14 protein-coding genes are annotated in these 20,082 nt (G+C 42.0%); 7 read left to right on the forward strand and 7 right to left on the reverse strand.

Features of this window, described 5'->3' with window-relative positions:
- Window positions 1-33 precede the first annotated feature (33 nt).
- Window positions 34-2,541, reverse strand: coding sequence for a penicillin-binding protein PBP1B (pbp1b, locus tag O3622_RS07610; RefSeq protein ID WP_371607290.1), 2,508 nt, complete (start codon window positions 2,539-2,541; stop codon window positions 34-36).
- A gap of 140 nt (window positions 2,542-2,681) precedes the next feature.
- Between pbp1b and tyrS the strand changes: the two genes are divergently transcribed.
- Window positions 2,682-3,938, forward strand: a complete 1,257-nt coding sequence (gene tyrS, locus O3622_RS07615) for a tyrosine--tRNA ligase (protein WP_042901966.1) — start codon at window positions 2,682-2,684, stop codon at window positions 3,936-3,938.
- Window positions 3,939-4,015: 77 nt separating this feature from the next.
- Here tyrS and O3622_RS07620 read toward each other — a convergent pair whose 3' ends face one another.
- Both O3622_RS07620 and O3622_RS07625 read right to left on the reverse strand, forming a co-directional pair.
- Window positions 4,016-6,076, reverse strand: a complete 2,061-nt coding sequence (locus O3622_RS07620; protein ID WP_000008776.1) for a heavy metal translocating P-type ATPase — start codon at window positions 6,074-6,076, stop codon at window positions 4,016-4,018.
- 1 nt (window position 6,077) lies between these two features.
- Window positions 6,078-6,356, reverse strand: a complete 279-nt coding sequence (locus tag O3622_RS07625) for a DUF6110 family protein (RefSeq protein ID WP_000910910.1) — start codon at window positions 6,354-6,356, stop codon at window positions 6,078-6,080.
- A gap of 151 nt (window positions 6,357-6,507) precedes the next feature.
- On the opposite strand from O3622_RS07625, the gene O3622_RS07630 reads away from it, so the two are divergent.
- Window positions 6,508-7,356: a putative RNA methyltransferase gene (locus O3622_RS07630; RefSeq protein ID WP_042901964.1), complete on the forward strand. Its 849-nt coding sequence runs from the start codon at window positions 6,508-6,510 to the stop codon at window positions 7,354-7,356.
- 69 nt (window positions 7,357-7,425) lie between these two features.
- On the opposite strand, the gene glgP is transcribed toward O3622_RS07630, so the two are convergent.
- A complete protein-coding gene (gene glgP, locus O3622_RS07635) occupies window positions 7,426-9,684 on the reverse strand; it encodes a glycogen/starch/alpha-glucan family phosphorylase (RefSeq protein ID WP_371607291.1) in 2,259 nt (752 codons plus the stop codon).
- Between the two features lie 24 nt (window positions 9,685-9,708).
- Window positions 9,709-11,226 (reverse strand): 4-alpha-glucanotransferase, encoded by a 1,518-nt coding sequence (malQ, locus tag O3622_RS07640; protein ID WP_049519144.1) that lies wholly within the window; start codon window positions 11,224-11,226, stop codon window positions 9,709-9,711.
- Between the two features lie 476 nt (window positions 11,227-11,702).
- On the opposite strand from malQ, the gene O3622_RS07645 reads away from it, so the two are divergent.
- From O3622_RS07645 to O3622_RS07665, 5 genes are all read left to right on the forward strand, one after another.
- Window positions 11,703-12,974 carry an extracellular solute-binding protein gene (locus O3622_RS07645; RefSeq protein ID WP_049478972.1) on the forward strand — a complete coding sequence of 424 codons (1,272 nt, stop codon included), beginning with the start codon at window positions 11,703-11,705 and terminating at the stop codon, window positions 12,972-12,974.
- Between the two features lie 126 nt (window positions 12,975-13,100).
- A complete protein-coding gene (locus O3622_RS07650; RefSeq protein ID WP_000431414.1) occupies window positions 13,101-14,393 on the forward strand; it encodes a carbohydrate ABC transporter permease in 1,293 nt (430 codons plus the stop codon).
- Between the two features lies 1 nt (window position 14,394).
- Window positions 14,395-15,237 carry a sugar ABC transporter permease gene (locus tag O3622_RS07655; RefSeq protein ID WP_001065654.1) on the forward strand — a complete coding sequence of 281 codons (843 nt, stop codon included), beginning with the start codon at window positions 14,395-14,397 and terminating at the stop codon, window positions 15,235-15,237.
- 259 nt (window positions 15,238-15,496) lie between these two features.
- Window positions 15,497-16,297, forward strand: coding sequence for a DUF1189 domain-containing protein (locus O3622_RS07660; protein WP_371607292.1), 801 nt, complete (start codon window positions 15,497-15,499; stop codon window positions 16,295-16,297).
- Between the two features lie 9 nt (window positions 16,298-16,306).
- The gene (locus O3622_RS07665) at window positions 16,307-17,293 is read left to right on the forward strand and encodes a LacI family DNA-binding transcriptional regulator (RefSeq protein WP_001145418.1); all 987 of its coding nucleotides are present in this window, start codon (window positions 16,307-16,309) and stop codon (window positions 17,291-17,293) included.
- A gap of 33 nt (window positions 17,294-17,326) precedes the next feature.
- Here O3622_RS07665 and O3622_RS07670 read toward each other — a convergent pair whose 3' ends face one another.
- Both O3622_RS07670 and aspS read right to left on the reverse strand, forming a co-directional pair.
- Window positions 17,327-18,268: a YitT family protein gene (locus O3622_RS07670; protein ID WP_000806299.1), complete on the reverse strand. Its 942-nt coding sequence runs from the start codon at window positions 18,266-18,268 to the stop codon at window positions 17,327-17,329.
- Entirely contained in the window at window positions 18,246-20,009 is a 1,764-nt protein-coding gene (gene aspS, locus O3622_RS07675) for an aspartate--tRNA ligase (protein ID WP_371607293.1), read from the reverse strand. The genes O3622_RS07670 and aspS overlap by 23 nt, the downstream gene beginning before the upstream one ends.
- Window positions 20,010-20,082: the final 73 nt, after the last annotated feature.

The raw sequence follows: 20,082 nt of genomic DNA on the forward strand, positions 1-20,082 counted from the left end.
AGGAGAAATTACTAACCTTGCTACTACTCTTTCTTAACGATTAAATAGACGTGAACGTCCTGAAGAACCACTTTGAGTATTTCCACTCGAACTTGAACTTCCAGAGCTACTGCTTGAACTTGAGCTTGGAGGAGTCACTGCTGGAATGCTTCCTAGAATATTCTTCCATGCGTTCAGATAATCTGCATCGCTTCCTCCAATAGCAAAGCGATAGGTGGTCACTGGGGCACCTTCTTTAGTAGCCCAGTAGCTCGTTACTGTTGATCCAGAAAGTTCGATTTCCTTACCATTGATGGAAACTTTGCCGGGCTTTTGGCCTGTAGACCGGAGAACTTGCGACTTGGTCACACTTGGATCCAGATTAAAGCGCTCATTCCCCCATATTCCAGGTTCAGCTTGTTGGATAGCATTGACCAAGTGGGCCATATAGTTGGCATTACGGTAGTGGCCTGCTCCTTTGGCTAGTGGTCGGTTATCATCGTGACCTAACCAGCCACCCAAAGTCAAGCGAGGTGTAGAAAGCATGAGCCACATATTTTCATCTTCATTGGTCGTACCAGTTTTTCCGATCCAGTCAGCACGAGCTAGGGATGGATTGATAGTCGTCAAGTCCGTCTGGAAACTTGAAGTAATCCGAGACGAGATAACATCCCGAAGGAGACTTTGCATGATGGTTGCTGTCGCTTTTGAATAAACCTGGACAGGCTCATCCTTGTGCTCGTATACCACTCGACCATCCGTTGACTCGATCTTTGCGATCATATGTTTCTTATGGTAAACTCCGTTGTTGGCTAGAGTCTGATACCCGTTGGTATGCTGGGCAACTGTAACGTCAATCCCCCCACCCATCGGTAAACTTTCAATCCCATATTCTGGGATTTCGTAACCCATTTTTTCCATATAGCCTTTGACATCCACACCCTTCTCTCGAAGCGTACGATACGTCCAGTAGGCTGGGATATTCCATGAGTAGTTAAGGGCTTCTCCCAATGTCATCATGCCCGTACCAGGACTATTGACATACATGATGGGATTCCCGTTTGAGAAGTTGGTAGGATAGTTTGACAAGATACTTGCACTTCCCATCAAACCTTGGTCAATAGCGATACCATAGGCCAATATAGGTTTTGTGGTTGAAGCTGGAGAACGCTTGGTATCGATAGCGTGATTGTTCTGATTTTCTTGATAATTACGACCACCAACAAATCCAAGGATAGCTCCCGTTTGGTTGTCCATGAGGACATTCCCCACCTCAGGCTGGCCTGTCGAATCATCTAGCAGATAGCCGTAGGTCGCAACCGCATTTTGCATCGCAGCATGAACATTTTTATTGATAGTTGTCGTAATCTTATATCCACCATTTTCAATTTCCTTAGTGGCTAAATCGCGATAGGATTTCTGAATGGACTCATTCTTTAATTCTTGCGCAGAAACATTATCTCGTTGGACGAGGTAGTCATACATACGATCAGTTGCTTCTGCCAAGGTTGCATAGTAGAGATAGTCACGCGAAGTACCACTAACACTACCTGATGGTAGGAAGTCTTTCTTAAAGTCATAATCTTTGTACTTATCGTAGTCTTCCTGACTTAGAGCCCCTGTTCGGTACATATTGTAGAGGACATCCTTGGCACGCTTAATTCCCAAAGCCATGTCCTCATCACTCTTCATGCTACCATCAGATTCATAAGGAGAATAACTGATTGGACTCTGTGGCAATCCTGCGATAAAGGCAGCTTGAGGGACCGTTAAATCCGAAGCATTGACACCAAAGATTCCTTCTGCAGCCTGCTGGGCACCTGCAATATTTTGGCCTTTATGATTGCGACCAAAAGGAGCTATGTTAAGGTAGGTTGTCAAAATCTCATCCTTACCCATGGCCCTTTCTAAAGCAAGAGCATCAATAATCTCTTTAGCCTTACGAGCTAGAGTTGGAGCATCCCCCACTACTTGTTGCTTGATGACCTGCTGGGTCAAGGTCGAACCACCACTAGACGAGCCTAGACCGACAAAGGTTCCCAAGGTCGCACGAATAACGGCCTTAGGCACAACTCCCTTGTGCTCATTGAAATGCTCGTCCTCTGTCGCAACAATGGCTTTCTTAAGGTTATCTGAGATAGCATCTGAAGCGACTGAAGTGCGCAACAAATCACCCTCGATCGAGGCAATGGTACTGCCGTCAGAATAAGTGATTTCTGAGATAGAGGCAATATCCTTCACTTGCTTGACCAACTCTTCTGCTTGAGGCACCTGAGCCTTGTCAAATAGAGCGACTCCATAACCCATAGCTACACCAGCGCCAAACAGTCCACCGATAAAACCTAAGATAAAGAGAGTGTTAAAGACTATTTTAAACCCACTCAAAACCTTAGCAAAATTAGATCCTGCCCTTCCAACTTTGTCAGAAGAGGTCCCCTTTTTACCGGTTTTCTTATTAGCCAGTTTTTCTGCTAGTCTTTTCTTCCATTTTGCAATTCGTTGCATTAGCTGCTGGAAAAAATGCAGCATTTTTGTTTTTAATTCATTAATTCTTTCTTTCATGAATGTCCTCGCTTTCTCTATTATACCATAAAAGGGAAACTTTCAATAAAATAGCCACTTTCTTCCCTATTCCACTAGGCTATTGTCCGAGTTTGTGATACAATAGGTAGAAACAATATTTTATAAAGGAGAAAAGACACATGCACATTTTTGATGAGCTAAAAGAGCGTGGTTTGATTTTTCAAACGACTGATGAAGAAGCTTTGCGTAAAGCCCTAGAAGAAGGTCAAGTCTCTTATTATACTGGCTACGATCCAACTGCTGACAGCCTTCACCTAGGTCACCTTGTCGCAATCTTGACAAGTCGTCGTTTGCAACTAGCAGGTCACAAACCTTATGCGCTCGTTGGCGGTGCTACAGGTCTCATCGGAGATCCGTCCTTCAAAGATGCTGAGCGTAGTCTCCAAACAAAAGACACAGTAGAGGGCTGGGTCAAGTCTATCCAAGGACAACTTTCTCGTTTTCTTGACTTTGAAAATGGGGAAAATAAAGCTGTCATGGTCAACAACTACGACTGGTTTGGCAGCATCAGCTTCATTGACTTCCTCCGTGACGTCGGAAAATACTTCACTGTCAACTACATGATGAGTAAGGAGTCTGTAAAAAAACGGATCGAGACAGGGATTTCTTACACTGAGTTTGCTTACCAAATCATGCAAGGTTACGACTTCTTTGTCCTTAACCAAGAGCACAACGTAACCCTACAAATCGGTGGTTCTGACCAGTGGGGAAATATGACAGCTGGTACCGAATTGCTTCGTCGTAAGGCTGACAAGACTGGTCACGTGATCACTGTTCCACTCATCACAGACGCAACTGGTAAGAAATTTGGTAAATCAGAAGGAAACGCAGTTTGGCTTAACCCTGAAAAGACTTCTCCATACGAAATGTACCAATTCTGGATGAATGTCATGGATGCCGACGCTGTTCGTTTCTTAAAAATCTTTACCTTCTTGTCACTGGATGAAATTGAAGACATCCGCAAAGAGTTTGAAGCGGCTCCACACGAACGCTTGGCACAAAAAGTCCTCGCTCGTGAAGTCGTGACTCTTGTTCACGGAGAAGAAGCTTACAAAGAAGCCCTTAACATCACTGAGCAACTCTTTGCAGGAAACATCAAAAACCTTTCTGTCAAAGAACTCAAACAAGGACTTCGTGGAGTGCCAAACTACCAAGTTCAAGCAGACGAAAACCACAACATCGTGGAAATCCTCGTATCTTCTGGTGTGGTTAACTCAAAACGCCAAGCCCGTGAAGATGTTCAAAACGGAGCTATCTACGTCAACGGCGACCGCATCCAAGACCTTGACTATGTCTTGGGGGATAGCGACAAGTTAGAGAACGAACTGACTGTTATCCGCCGTGGGAAGAAAAAATACTTTGTATTGACTTACTAAATTGTTCAACATTTACCTATAAACAAAGGAGTTAACCTTGAGAAAGGTAACTCCTTTTTGCTGTGAATAGTCCCCACCTATCCCTTAATAGACAGGCTACGCAGTACAATGCGTAAGGTTGTTAGATTATGTAAGATAGAGAGATTTGAAGGACTGAGCCAGTTAAACAAGCCAAAGCCAATCAAACTACTATTTACGACAACGGTATCTTGAATATTCTTCTTAATGAGTGTTTGCAAAGATGATGATAGCGAATCCAACTCTTGGAAGAAATCCAAACGATTATCTAACAATAAGATATCACTCATCTGCTTAGAAATATCTGCACTCTCATTCATCACCACACCGATATCTGATAGGGTTAGAGCCGCTGAGTCATTCAATCCATCTCCAACCATCAAAATAGTGTGACCTGCTTTCTGCAGTTCCTCTACTAACTCAAATTTCCCATCAGGTTTCAAGTCTGTATATACCTGATCAAAGGGCAAATCTTTGACTAATTCCTCTGTCCTAACCAAGGTGTCCCCTGTTGCCAGAATCAATTTTTTCCCCTGTGCCTTAAGTTTATCCAAGGCTGTTTTTGCTTCTTTTCTCAAAGGAGTATGAATGCAGAACATTCCAATCAATTCATTCTGATAAGCCAAGAATAAGAGATTGTAGTGACTCTTGTACTCTTCAATTAAAGCATTTTGTTCTGAACTGATATGAATCTGCTCATCCTGCATCAAGACATAATTCCCAATAAGAACTGGTTGGCCATCTATATGAGATTTGATCCCCTTGCTTGCGATATATTGGAGTTTCCCATGCATTTCCTCATGTTCAATTCCCTCTATCTCAGCTTGCTTGACGATGGCATTAGCAATAGGATGATAAATGTGTTCCTCAAGACAGGCACTGATTCTGAGAATATCTTCCTCACTATAGTCCCCAAAAGGTAACACCTTTTCAACTATAGGATAACTAGTTGTGATTGTTCCCGTCTTATCAAACAAGAAAGTATCAACTTCCAGATATTTCTCCAGAACATCCCCATCCTTAATCACCATTTCACGGTTCAACCCCTCCTTGATAGCTGTCAAATAAGCTACAGGAGTAGAGATTTTCAAAGCGCAGGAGAAATCGACTAATAGGAAAGAAATAGCCTTAGAAAAAGAACCTGTTAATAGGTAAGTTAGCCCAGCCCCCAAGAAATTATATTTGACGACCTTATCCGCCATCTTGATGAAATAGCGTTGTTTCGTTTTCTTGTTTTCTTCAGATTTCTTCATTAACTCAATCAGTTGTAAAATCCGGCTGTTCATCTGATTATCGGTTACACGAATGCGTAACTCTCCAGTTTCTAATACTGTATTTGCACAAACCAAATCAGACTCTCTTTTTTCAACTGGAAAACTCTCTCCCGTCAAGGAACTTTCGTTGACCATACCTAAACCTGAAACTACTTGTCCATCAAACAGAATTTCATTTCCTTGAGATAGGACCAAGACATCTCCTATTTGAACATCGGAACTCTTGATACTAACAACCGTATCGCCCTGTACTAAGAATACGTCGCTCTCTTTTGCAAGAAGGCTTTGTTCTAAATCTGTTGCAGTTTTTTTCAAAGACCACTGATCTAAATGATTCCCCAAATCAAGCATAAACATGATATTGCTAGCTGTCTTGGATTGGTTCATAAACAAGGACAATAAAATCGCCGAACAGTCCAAGACTTCCATCGTTAGTTCCTTACGCGCTAGTGTTTGATAGGCTTCTCTAATATAACCCAAAGCCTGATAACAAGTCCATATATAGCGAATAGGATACGGCACAAAACTACGAAAAAGTACACGCTTAATCGCTGCACCTGAAACAATAGAATAAGCACTCTCTTCTCTACGAATGGGAAGAGTCATCAACTCAGAAACTTTCCCTTTATCAATTCTTTTTAAAAAGGCTTCTGCATTATCTAATACAGAAAAGCCTTCTTTTATGCGTAGAGTAAAGTGCTGTTGATCCATGTAAAACTGGATAGACTCAATCCCCTTTTCATCTCTCGCCAAGGAACGAAGATAGTCTTGAATATCCAAGGTGAGTGAAAAAGAAGATGATAGTCGGATATGTTGGTATCCTCTATGTAGCACTTTAAAAGACATATTATTCTCCTATAAGGCTATCTAATTGCTCTTCTTTTTTCTCTTGCTCGTACAAATATTTGGCATCTTGCAAGACATCGTCTCCATGTTGTTTCACAACAGAAACAGATGCATCTAGCCCGTCTTTCAACTTGTAAGCCTTAGCCAAAGCTTTAGAATAACCTTTTTTAGCTTCCTTACTTGCCAAGATTTTCAAACCAAGGGTACCAAATGCGACACCACCCAAAAAGAGTGATGATTTTTTCGCAACTTTTGCAACGGTTAATACTTCTTTTAACATACTTATTTCCTCCTTATCATTATTATATAGAAATTTAGATATAAAAGCAATTTTATTCTATAAATTGGAGAATTAGTTTTATTTCTACTGAATCTCCCATCTACTTATTTCTAAAGTTGCTTTCATTTGCCTCTTTTGATACACTTAAACTATGAATACAAACCTCAAACCCAAACTTCAGCGTTTTGCTTCTGCGACTGCCTTTTCCTGCCCTATCTGCCAAGAAAATCTGGCCTTGGTAGAGTCTAGCCTCAAGTGTAGCAACCGCCATTCTTTTGATCTGGCAAAATTCGGCTATGTCAACTTGGCTCCGCAAATCAAGCAATCTGCCAACTACGACAAGGAAAACTTCCAAAACCGCCAGCAAATTCTTGAAGCTGGTTTTTATCAGGCTATTTTAGAAGGTATCTCGGACTTACTAACAACTAATCCATCCGCAAAAACAGTCTTGGATATCGGTTGTGGCGAAGGTTTCTACTCTCGTAAACTCCAAGAAAGTCACTCTGATAAAATCTTCTATTCCTTTGATATTTCCAAAGATTCCGTCCAAATCGCTGCTAAGAGTGAACCCAACTGGGCAGTCAATTGGTTTGTCGGTGACCTGGCTCGACTTCCTATAAAAGATGCTAGCATGGATATCCTGCTTGATATCTTCTCGCCTGCCAACTACGGAGAATTTCAAAGAGTATTATCAAAAGACGGCATCTTGATCAAGGTCATCCCAACCGAAAATCACCTCAAGGAAATCCGCCAAATGGTGCAAGACCAGCTGACTAAGAAGGATTATTCCAACCAAGATATCAAGGAACATTTCCAGGAACACTTCAACATCCAATCTCACCAAACAGCCTCCCTGACCAAGCCCATCACAGCAGATCAACGCCAAGCCCTGCTCAGCATGACGCCCCTTCTCTTTCATGTTGACCAGACCAAGATTGACTGGAGCCAACTGACCGAGATTACCATCGAAGCAGAGATTCTGGTCGGAAAAGCACTGTAAATTAGTTTAAATATGAAAAAACGCACCTTAAATAGATGCGTTTTGTTTTACAATCTGATGTAATGAATCTTAGTTCAAGTGCCAGATATCTTCGTTGTACTGAGCGATTGTACGGTCAGATGAGAAGAATCCTGCTTTGGCAATGTTAACGATGACTTTATCCAACCATGCGTCACGGTCTTCGTAGTCAGCAAGCATTTGCTCTTTGACTTTGATGTAGTCTTCCAAGTCAAGGAGAGTCATGAACCAGTCTTTGTTGATCAATTCGTTGTAAAGACGTTCCAAGCGTTCTTTCTTACCTACTGCAAGAACAGCATCGCTCACGATGAAGTCAACCAATGGTTTGATAGCTTCACGAGCATAGTATTCGCTTGACTTGTAAGCTGCTTTTGCGTAAAGGTCGATAACAGTTTCTGAATCTTCACCGAAGATGTAGATGTTTTCGTCGCCAACCAATTCAGCGATTTCCACGTTAGCTCCGTCCATAGTACCAAGAGTCAAAGCTCCGTTCAACATGAATTTCATGTTACCAGTACCTGAAGCTTCTTTAGAAGCAAGTGAGATTTGTTCTGAGATGTCACATGCTGGGATCAAGAAGCTTGCTGCAGTAACGTTGTAGTTTTCAACCATTACGACTTGCAAGTGTGGAGCTACAGCTGGGTCGTTAGCAATCACTTCTGACAAGCAAAGGATCAAGTGAATGATGTCTTGGGCGATTGTGTAGGCAGGAGCTGCTTTACCACCAAAGAAGACTGTGATTGGACGAGCAGGGATGTTACCAGCCTTGATATCAAGGTATTTGTGGATGACATACAAAGCGTTCATTTGTTGGCGTTTGTACTCGTGAAGACGTTTGATTTGGATATCAAAGATAGAGTTTGTATTGATTTCCACACCTTGGTGATCTTTCAAGTGACGAGCCAATTTACGTTTGTTGTGAGCCTTGATGCTTTCCAATTTTTCTTTGACAGCTGCTTTGTCTTCGTAAGACAAGAGTTTTTCAAGCTCATCTGCTTCATGGTGCCATCCCTCTCCAATAATCTCATCCAAGTAGTGAGATAGTCTTGGGTTGGCATGCATGAGCCAACGACGGAATGTGATACCGTTTGTTTTGTTGTTGAATTTTTCTGGGTAGATGTCGTAGAAAGCTTTCAACTCTGAGTTCTTCAAGATTTCAGTGTGAAGAGCTGCAACCCCGTTTACACTGTATCCGTAGTGGATATCCATGTGAGCCATGTGAACACGTCCGCTCTCATCGATGATTTGAACAGCTGGGTCTTTGTATTCTGCCTTCACACGACGGTCCAATTCTTCGATGATTGGTACCAAGTGAGGAACCACTTCTTCCAAGAATTCAAGAGGCCATTTTTCAAGGGCTTCAGCAAGGATTGTGTGGTTAGTGTAGGCAGTCATGCTACGTACGATTGAGATTGCTTCATCAAGCTCGATACCTCGCGCAGTCAAGAGACGGATCAATTCAGGAATCACCATTGATGGGTGAGTATCGTTGATTTGTACAACAGCGTAGTCTGCAAGGTCATGCAAGTTGCTTCCTTTTTCGATTGCTTCGTCGATGATCAATTGCGCACCGTTTGAAACCATGAAGTATTGTTGGAAGATACGGAGCAATTCACCTTGCTTGTCGCTATCGTCTGGGTAAAGGAAGAGAGTCAAGTTGCGAGCGATATCTGTCTTGTCAAAGTTGATACCATCTTCGATGATAGAAGAATCAACTGAATCCAAGTCAAACAAACGCAAGCGGTTTTTAGTAGCTGTCTTGTAGCCAGGTACATCAATATCGTAAAGAGTCGATGTCAATGTGAAGTGTGCAAATGGCACTTGGTAGCTACGGCTTGAGCGAACCAACCAGTTTTGCTCTGTCAACCAAGCGTTAGGAATTGTTTCTTGTTGGTTGTTTTTAAGAACTTGTTGGAAAAGACCGAAGTGGTAGTTCAAACCAACGCCGTCACCATTCAAACCAAGTGTAGCGATTGAGTCGATAAAGCAGGCTGCCAAACGTCCCAAACCACCGTTACCAAGTGATGGTTCCAATTCTACTTCTTCAATTTCGATCAACTCTTTACCTGCAGCTGCAAGTTCCTTTTTCACATCGTCATAAAGACCGAGGTTAATCAAGTTGTTTGACAAGAGTTTACCAATCAAGAACTCAGCTGAGATGTAGTAAACTTTTTTCTTACCAGTGTTGACTGGTTTTTGACTGCTAGCAAGCTTGCTGTAGTTAAGAAGAGCAAGGTAAAGCTCTTCATTGCTACATTCTGCAATGGTTTTATTGTAACGTTTTTGTACAAATTCGTTTAATGGTAACATGTTTATGTGTCTCCTGATAATGTCTTATTTCTTTAATTCTACCAAATTTTCATTGATTCGGCGATAAATTGTAGTCAAGTCAAGCAAAGTTTCTTCAACAGCTGGTGTCAATTGATCTTCAGTCATACGCCAAGACCAGTTTCCACCAAGGGTAGATGGGAAGTTCATACGAGCTGACTCATCTAGTTCTAGCAAGTCTTGCATGGTTGCAATAGCCATGAAGCTAACTGATGAAAAGACTGTACGAAGCATAGCGTGTGGCACTGTTTCGTATTCTTTACGGTTCGTGTAGCGAGCCATGTACTCACGTGTCGCATCATCGATCTCGTTACGATACCAACCAAGGACCGTATTATTATCGTGTGTTCCTGTGTACATAACAGAGTTGGTAGGCGCCAAGTGTGGGCTATCGATACTTTCGTCTTCTGGGTTGAAGGCAAACTGAAGAATCTTCATCCCTGGGAAGCCAGTGCTTTCACGCAACTCGATGACTTCATCTGTCATGAAACCAAGGTCTTCTGCGATGATGTTTAGCTCACCAAGCTCTTCCTTAACGGCTGCGAAGAGTTTGTAGCCTGGACCTTTCACCCATTTACCAGGTGCTGCTGTATCGGAACCAGCAGGAATTTCCCAGTAAGATTCGAACCCGCGGAAGTGGTCAATACGAACGATATCGTAGATCTTGAAGCTTTCGCGCAAACGTTCAATCCACCATTTGTAACCGTCTTTGTCCATTGCTTCCCAGTCATAGATTGGGTTCCCCCAAAGCTGACCAGTGGCAGAAAACTCATCTGGTGGGCATCCTGCGATACAAGTTGCTTTACCATTGGCATCTGTCTTAAAGAGATGTGGATTTGCCCACATGTCGCTTGAATCTTCCGCTACGTAGATAGGCATGTCCCCAACAATTTCGATGTGGTTATCGTTAGCATAGGCTTTCAATTTCAACCATTGTTGGAAGAAGAAGTATTGAGTCACACGGTGGTAAACCAACTTGTCTGCCAATTTCTCACGGTAGCTTTCAAGTGCTGAAGCTTTACGAGCACGAGCATCTGCATCTGGCCATTCTGTCCAAGCAAGATTGTCAAAATGCTCTTTGATAGCCATATATTCTGCGAAGAGTTCGAGCCATGATTGGTTGTCTTTAGCAAACTTCTCAAAATCTTTGACATCACCCACTTCCAAGAAGCGTTTGACTGCTTTTTCTAAAAGCGGACGACGTGCATAATAAATCTTCGCATAGTCAACTTCAGATGCATCGCTACCAAAGTCAACACCTTCGAGATCGCTAGCTTCCAACAAGCCTTGCTCTACCAAGATATCAAGGTCGATAAAATGCGTATTTCCAGCAAAGGCTGAGAATGATTGGTATGGAGAATCTCCATAGCTTGTTGTCCCAAGAGGGAGGATTTGCCAGTAACGTTGCTTCGTACGAACCAAGAAATCAACGAAATCATAAGCAGTCTGGCCAAATGATCCAATCCCGTATGCTCCTGGCAGAGAAGAGATGTGCATCAACACACCACTTTGACGTTTTTTCATAATAGCACCTCATGTGTTTGTTATAAAACGTTGCGCAATTAAGGCGCAAACGTTTGCGTTAATTTAAGTATAACGCATTTCAAAAACAAATGCAAGCGTTTTTAAAAAATTTTTTTGAATTATTTTAATCAAACAAAACTTGTTGCCACTGATATTTTATGAAATAAGCGAAAAAATTTTAAAGATTTTCTGATTTAAGATAATTCATTCCCAATATCTGCTCTATTTTCTGAAAAACCGAGCCGAATTTACGCAATCGTTTTCCTAATATATTTTCAATTCAAAAAAAAAACAAATATTTTAAGTTCTTTCCTATATATAGGCTTTAACAAATGTTTGAAACCTTAAAATTTTTTTAAAAATTTTCCTAAAAACGCTTGCAACCGTTTTCTATTTGTGCTATACTAAGTTCGTAAAAGAAAACGTTTGCGTTTTCTCATTAAATTATTTTTGTTATTCTTTAGGAGGAATACACTATGTCATCTAAATTCATGAAGAGCGCTGCTGTGCTCGGAACTGCTACTCTTGCTAGCTTACTTTTGGTAGCTTGCGGAAGCAAAACTGCTGATAAAGCAGCTGATACTAGCTCATCTGAAGCAAAAGAAATCACTTTCTACGTTGAAGACCAATACAAAGCCTACGCTGAAAAAGTTGCTGCAGCTTATGAAAAAGAATCAGGTACAAAAGTTAACATCAAATCAGGTGACCAACTTGGTGGACTTGACAAACTTTCTCTTGACAACCAATCAGGTCAAGCTGCTGACGTTATGATGGCACCATACGACCGCGTAGGTAGCCTTGGTACTGACGGACAACTTTCAGAAGTTACTTTGAGCGACGGCGCTAAAACAGATGATAAGACTAAATCTCTTGTAACAGCTGCTGACGGTAAAGTTTACGGTGCTCCTGCCGTTATTGAGTCACTTGTTATGTACTACAACAAAGACTTGCTAAAAGAAGCTCCAAAAACTTTTGCTGAATTAGAAGAACTTGCTAAAGACAGCAAATACGCTTTCGCTGGTGAAGATGGCAAAACTACTGCATTCCTAGCCGACTGGACAAACTTCTACTACGCATACGGACTCCTTGCTGGTAACGGTGGTTACGTATTCGGACAAAACGGTAAAGACGCTAAAGACATCGGTCTTGCAAACGACGGTTCTATCACAGGTATCAACTACGCTAAATCTTGGTACGAAAAATGGCCTAAAGGTATGCAAGATACTGAAGGTGCTGCAAACTTGATCCAAACTCAATTCCAAGAAGGTAAAACAGCTGCTATCATCGACGGTCCTTGGAAAGCTCAAGCATTCAAAGATGCTAAAGTAAACTACGGTGTTGCTACTATTCCAACTCTTCCAAATGGTAAAGAATACACACCATTCGGTGGTGGTAAAGCTTGGATCATCCCATCAAGCACTAAGAACCTTGAAGCTGCACAAAAATTTGTAGACTTCCTTGTTTCAACTGAACAACAAAAAGCATTCTACGATGCAACTAACGAAATCCCAGCTAACACTGAAGCTCGTTCATACGCTGAAGGTAAAAACGATGAGTTGACAACAGCTGTTATCAAACAGTTCAAGAACGCTCAACCAATGCCAAACATTTCTCAAATGTCAGCAGTTTGGGATCCAGCTAAAACAATGCTCTTTGACGCTGTAAGTGGTAAAAAAGATGCTAAGACAGCTGCTAACGATGCTGTAACATTGATCAAAGAAACAATCAAACAAAAATTTGGTGAATAATTGAATTCGTTACAAGGGGGGAGAATACAGATCCCCCTTTGATTTTATAAATTTACGAATGATTGCAGTTGCCTATCTAGTAATTGGAGACAAACTTCAATCTCGTATCCTATGAAAGGAGTATTCATGGAAAACCAACAACCTAGCAAAGCAGCCTTGCTTTCAGTGATTCCTGGGTTAGGACAGATTTACAATAAACAAAAGGCCAAAGGTTTTATCTTCCTTGGTGTCACTATCGTATTTGTTCTTTATTTCCTAGCACTTGCAGCCCCTGAATTGCACAATTTGATCACTCTTGGTGACAAGCCAGGTCGTGATAATTCCCTCTTTATGTTGATTCGTGGTGCCTTCCATTTAATCTTTGTAGTCGTTTATGTGCTCTTTTATTTCTCAAATATTAAAGATGCACATACAATCGCAAAACGTATTAACAATGGAATTCCTGTCCCACGGACTTTTAAAGATATGATCAAAGGTATTTATGAGAATGGATTCCCATACCTTTTGATTATCCCATCGTATGTAGCAATGACATTTGCGATTATCTTCCCAGTTATCGTAACCTTGATGATTGCCTTTACCAACTATGACTTCCAACACTTGCCACCAAACAAATTGTTGGACTGGGTTGGCTTGACGAACTTTACAAACATCTGGAGCTTAAGTACCTTCCGTTCAGCCTTCGGTGCGGTTCTTTCTTGGACCATCATCTGGGCCTTGTCTGCTTCTACTTTGCAGATTGTGATTGGTATCTTCACAGCTATCATTGCTAACCAACCATTTATCAAAGGAAAACGTATCTTTGGTGTTATTTTCCTTCTTCCTTGGGCTGTTCCAGCCTTCATCACTATCTTGACATTCTCAAACATGTTTAACGATAGTGTCGGAGCGATCAACACTCAAGTATTGCCTATCTTGGCTAAGGTTCTTCCTTTCCTTGACGGTGCTCTTATCCCTTGGAAAACAGACCCAACTTGGACGAAGATTGCCTTGATTATGATGCAAGGTTGGCTAGGATTCCCATACATCTACGTTTTGACTTTGGGTATCTTGCAGTCGATTCCTAACGACCTCTACGAAGCGGCTTACATCGATGGTGCCAATGCTTGGCAAAAATTCCGCAACATCACTTTCCCTATGATTTTGGCTGTTGCAGCTCCAACATTGATCAGCCAATACACCTTCAACTTTAACAACTTCTCTATCATGTACCTCTTCAACGGCGGAGGTCCTGGTAGCGTTGGTGGTGGAGCCGGTTCAACTGATATCTTGATCTCATGGATTTATCGTTTGACAACAGGTACATCTCCTCAATACTCTATGGCGGCAGCTGTTACCTTGATCATCTCTATCATTGTCATCTCTATCTCTATGATTGCATTCAAGAAACTACACGCATTTGATATGGAGGACGTCTAAGATGAATAACTCAATCAAACTCAAACGTAGACTGACTCAAACCCTCACTTACCTCTACTTGATTGGTCTTTCAATCGTGATTATCTATCCACTTTTGATTACTATTATGTCAGCCTTCAAGACTGGTAACGTCGTAGCTTTTAAACTAGATGCTAACGTCGACTTTAGCTTTGCCAACTTCCAAGGGCTCTTCACTGAAACCTTGTACGGCACTTGGTACCTCAACACTTTGATTATCGCCTTGATTACAATGGCTGTTCAAACAAGTATCATCGTACTTGCTGGTTATGCCTACAGCCGTTACAACTTCTTGGCTCGTAAACAAAGTTTGGTCTTCTTCTTGATCATCCAAATGGTACCAACAATGGCCGCTTTGACAGCCTTCTTCGTTATGGCCCTTATGTTGAATGCCCTTAACCATAGCTGGTTCCTCATCTTCCTATATGTCGGTGGTGGTATCCCAATGAACGCTTGGTTGATGAAAGGTTACTTTGACACCGTACCGATGTCTCTTGATGAATCAGCAAAACTAGATGGTGCAGGACACTTCCGCCGCTTCTGGCAAATTGTTCTCCCACTCGTTCGCCCAATGGTTGCAGTACAAGCGCTCTGGGCCTTCATGGGACCTTTCGGAGACTATATCCTCTCTAGTTTCTTGCTTCGTGAGAAAGAATACTTTACAGTTGCCGTTGGTCTACAGACCTTTGTCAGCAATGTGAAAAACTTGAAGATTGCCTACTTCTCAGCAGGTGCTATCCTCATCGCCCTTCCAATCTGTATTCTCTTCTTCTTCTTACAAAAGAACTTTGTTTCAGGACTTACAAGTGGTGGCGACAAGGGGTAATATACCCCCGCCACCCTTTTTCATTTTATACTCTTCGAAAATCTCTTCAAACCACGTCAGCTTTATCTCCAACCTCAAAGCTGTGCTTTGAGCAACCTGCGGCTAGCTTCCTAGTTTGCTCTTTGATTTTCATTGAGTATTAGCGATTGTTACTGTAAATAATATTCCTGCAACAAGCAATTTATCTCCTAGACTTGAAATAAAGCACATTTCTCTATATAATAATACTCATATAGAAAACACTTTTAGAAAGATGCCTATGCTTCCATATCCATTCTCGTATTTTACTAGTATCTGGGGATTTCGTAAGCCCCTGTCAAAACGTTTCGGACTCAACTGGTTTCAGCTTCTCTTTACTAGCATTTTCCTCATCAGCTTGTCTATGGTTCCGATTGCCATTCAAAACAGTTCCCAGGAGACTTATCCACTGGATACGTTTATCGATAATGTCTACACACCCCTGACAGATGAAGCGATCATGGACTTGTCAGAGAATGCGCAGATAGTAGATGGGAAACTGAGCTATTCTGGAACTAAAAATCAGCAGCCTTCTCTTTTGATTGGTCCAAGCCAAAACAAGGAATTGCCAAAGGACTTACAACTTCATTTTGATACTGAAGAACTCATCATCAGCAAGGAAAGCAAGGAACTGACCCGCATTCGCTACCACGCCATTCAAACGGAGAGTTTCCAGAGTAAGGAAGCTTTAACCCAGGCTATTTCTAAAGACTGGTACCAACAGAACCGTGTCTATATCAGTCTCTTTCTCGTCCTTGGTGCTAGCTTCCTCTTTGGATTGAATTTCTTCATTGTCTCTCTTGGAGCTAGTCTTCTCCTTTATATCACCAAAAAATCACGCCTCTTTTCATTTAGGAGCTTTAAAGAGTGCTACCATTTTATCTTGAACTGTTTAGGATTACCAACTTTGATTACGCTTGTTTTGGGACTTTTTGGCCAAAATATGACAACCCTTATCACTGTACAAAACATTCTTTTTGTTCTTTATCTGGTCACTATTTTTTACAAGACACATTTCCGTGATCCAGATTATCATAAATAGGAGATTTTTATGCCCGTGACGATTAAAGATGTGGCTAAAGCAGCAGGTGTCTCACCTTCAACTGTTACCCGCGTCATTCAAAATAAATCAACGATTAGTGATGAAACCAAAAAACGAGTTCGCAAGGCGATGAAGGAGCTCAACTACCATCCCAACCTCAATGCTCGTAGCTTGGTAAGTAGCTATACTCAGGTAATCGGTCTGGTGCTCCCTGACGACTCGGATGCCTTTTACCAAAATCCTTTCTTCCCATCTGTTCTACGAGGGATCGCCCAAGTGGCATCTGAGAACCACTATGCTATTCAGATTGCAACTGGGAAAGATGCAAAAGAGCGACTCAAAGCTATTTCCCAGATGGTCTATGGTAAGCGTGTAGATGGTTTGATTTTCCTCTATGCCCAAGAAGAGGATCCTTTGGTTAAACTAGTAGCCGATGAGCAATTTCCTTTCCTTATCTTAGGTAAATCTCTATCTCCCTTCATTCCGCTTGTCGATAATGACAATGTCCAGGCAGGTTTTGATGCGACAGAATATTTCATCAAAAAAGGATGCAAGCGAATTGCCTTCATCGGAGGAACCAAAAAACTTTTCGTAACACAAGATCGTCTAATGGGTTATGAGTTAGCTCTTAAACAATACCAACTTCCTATTGATCCCAATCTGACCTACTTTGCGACCGAATTTCTTGAAGATAATGGTTATCGCTTTAGTAAACTTCTCTTCGAACATGATCCAAATATTGATGCTATTATTACTATTGATAGCCTTCTTGCTGCAGGGGTCTGTGATTACATCGCAAAACACCAACTGGATGTCCCTGTCCTCAGCTTTGACTCGGTCAACCCTAAACTGAACTTGGCAGCCTATGTGGATATCAATAGTTTAGAACTCGGGCGCGTTTCCTTTGAAACCATTCTCCAGATCATCAACGATGCTAAAAACAATAAACAGATTTGTTACCGCCAGTTGATTGGACACAAAATTATCGAAAAATAAAGACCAGCCCCAAGGCTGGTCTTTTGAGTATTATTAATTGTCTGTTTCTACGAATCGTCCTAGGATGTGGACATTTTCGGATACAGAGACAAAGGCTGTCGGATCGACCTGTTTCATGATGTGTTTAAAATCATTAAACTCTGCTCGTGTGATAACTGTAATCAAGACTGCTTTTCTCTCATGATTATAGGTTCCTTCTGCATCGTGGATCATGGTTGCTCCGCGGTGCAATTTTTTATGGATTTTTGCAATTACCTTGTCAGGATTATTGGTCACAATCATGGCCTGCATGCGTTTTTGCTTGGTAAAGACCGCGTCTGTCACACGACTGGAGACAAAGATAGTAATCATGGAGTAGAGGGCGTATTTCCAACCAAAGGTCAATCCTGCTATCAGCATGATGGTTCCATTTACTAGGAAAGAAATACTACCGACATTCTTACCCGTTTTCTTTCGAATGGTCAGACTGACGATATCTGTACCTCCGCTAGAAATATTGTTACGGAGCGCAAAACCAATCCCCAAGCCCATGACAACACCCCCAAAAAGAGCATTGATAATGGGATCCTCTGTCAAGGTCACAACTGGTACAAGCTGGATAAAGAGGGAACTCATGGATACTGTGATAAAGGTAAAGATTGTAAACTTATGCCCAATCTGATACCAAGCCAAAATCATCAACGGAAAATTGATAGCATAAAAGGTTAGCGATATCGGAATGTAAAAACCAAACCAGTGATTACTCAAGGCAGAGATAATCTGTGCCAGACCTGTCGCACCACTGGAGTAAACGTGTCCTGGTTGAAAAAAGAAATTGACTGCTACCGCTGACAGAAAGCCATAAACCAGAGAAGCCGATACTTTCTCATCATATTTTTCCCGAGAGATACTTTGTAAAACTCGTAAGATTTTTATCTGATAAGCAAAGCGGCGCAGATAATAGCGCCACCGCTTAATTCGTTTTGCTTGTTTCATCTTCTTCTACTTGTAAGCTGAGTTCCTCTAGTTGTTTGAGAGCGACTGTTGATGGAGCTTGAGTCATTGGGTCGGTTGCCTTATTGTTCTTAGGAAAGGCAATGACTTCACGGATATTTTCTTCTCCTGCTAAGAGCATCACAAAACGATCAAGTCCAATAGCCAAGCCACCATGTGGTGGGAAACCATAGTCCATGGCTTCAAGAAGGAAGCCAAACTGGTCATTGGCTTCTTCAGCTGAGAAACCAAGAGCCTTAAACATGCGTTCTTGAAGGTCTTTTTGGTTGATACGAAGACTACCACCACCAAGCTCATAACCATTCAAGACGATATCGTAAGCAATGGCACGAACCTTAGCCAAATCACCTTCTAATTCGTGAGCTGTTTCTTCCTGTGGAAGAGTAAACGGATGGTGGGCACTCATGTAGCGGCCTTCTTCTTCAGACCATTCAAACATTGGCCAATCAACCACCCAAAGGAAGTTGAATTTATCGTTATCAATCAAGTCAAACTCTTTGGCGATACGGCCACGAAGGGCGCCTAGTGTTGCATTGGCCACTTCAAGCGTATCCGCCACAAATAGAACCAAATCCTTATCTTCAAGACCAAGTGCTGCAGTCAAATCTGCTTGGATCCCAGTCAAGAACTTGGCAACTGGTCCATTTAATTCTCCATCAACTACCTTGACCCAAGCAAGACCTTTGGCTCCGTACTGTTTGGCTACTTCGGTCATCTTGTCGATGTCTTTACGTGAGTAGTTATCTGCAGCTCCTTTGACCACAATAGCTTTAACGGCAGGTGCTTCTGAGAAGACTTTGAAATCAACACCCTTGACTACTTCTGTCAAGTCCTGAAGCAACATGTCAAAACGGGTATCAGGTTTGTCAGAACCGTAAAGAGCCATTGCGTCATCATACTTCATACGAGGAAATGGAAGCGTCACGTCGATGCCTTTTGTTTCTTTCATCACGCGTGCAATCAAGCCTTCTGTAATATCTTGGATCTCCTGCTCCGTAAGGAAGGATGTTTCCAAGTCGACCTGAGTGAACTCAGGCTGGCGGTCACCACGCAAGTCCTCGTCACGGAAACATTTGACGATTTGGTAATAACGGTCAAAACCAGCATTCATCAACAACTGTTTTGTAATCTGTGGGCTCTGAGGAAGAGCGTAGAAATGCCCTTTATTGACACGAGATGGCACCAAATAGTCACGTGCCCCTTCTGGCGTTGATTTAGAAAGGAATGGCGTCTCCACATCGATAAACTCCAACTCATCCAAGTAGTTACGGATTGAGTGGGTCACCTTGGCACGAAGCTTAAGGTTTTCTAGCATTTCTGGACGACGAAGGTCAAGGTAACGGTAACGCAAACGTGTATCGTCATTGGCCTCAATCCCATCTTTAATCTCAAAAGGCGTTGTTTTAGCTGTATTAAGCACTGTCAAAGCTGTCACGTTTAACTCAACCGCACCAGTCGGCAATTTATCATTGGCTTGCTCACGCGCAGCGACTTGCCCAGTCACCTCAATGACAAATTCGCTACGAAGACTTTCAGCCGTTGCCATGACCTCTGCAGATACTTTTTCAGGGTTGATAACCAACTGCATGATCCCTTCACGGTCACGAAGGTCGATAAAGATCAAACCACCCAAGTCACGACGACGGCCAACCCATCCTTTCAAGGTCATTTCTTGTCCGATGTGTTCCTCACGAACACGACCAGCATACATACTACGTTTCATGTTTTCTCTCCTCTTTTATTCTGTTACTATTTTACCATAAAAGCGCAGGCTCTTCATGAAAATCAGCAGAAAA

The organism is Streptococcus sp. 27098_8_51 (assembly GCF_041432205.1).
Classification (GTDB): Bacteria; Bacillota; Bacilli; order Lactobacillales; family Streptococcaceae; genus Streptococcus.